Genomic DNA, 277 nt, shown 5'->3' with positions numbered 1-277 from the left:
ACCGCCTGAGACGCGACCTGAGTCGCCACCGCGGCCGCCTTGAGCTTGGCCTCGCTGCCGTAGCGCTCCGTCTCGAATCCGTCATCGAGGGCCCGCGCGGCCCGGTAGACCAGCAGCCGCGCCGCATCGATCTCGCTCAGCATGTCGGCGAAGTACCACTGGATGCCCTGGAACTCTGCGACCCGCTTGTCGAAGGCGCGTCGGTTGCCCGCGAAGGCAAGGGCGCCGTCGAAGGCCGCCCGGGCGATGCCGATGCTGATCGCCGCCGCCAGGGTGC

The 277-nt window shown here is 70.8% G+C and carries 1 protein-coding gene; it reads right to left on the bottom strand.

Annotation, left to right across the window (positions count from 1 at the left end; all coding sequences use genetic code 11):
- A partial coding sequence (locus tag Q5762_RS38125) for an acyl-CoA dehydrogenase family protein (RefSeq protein WP_315896898.1) occupies positions 1 to 277 on the bottom strand: 277 nt, incomplete at both ends.

Origin of the sequence: Streptomyces sp. P9(2023) (genome assembly GCF_032436795.1) — a bacterium.
GTDB lineage: Bacteria > Actinomycetota > Actinomycetes > Streptomycetales > Streptomycetaceae > Streptomyces.
Note: the sequence above shows the minus strand (reverse complement) of the source record. Positions and strands in the feature narration are given on the sequence as shown.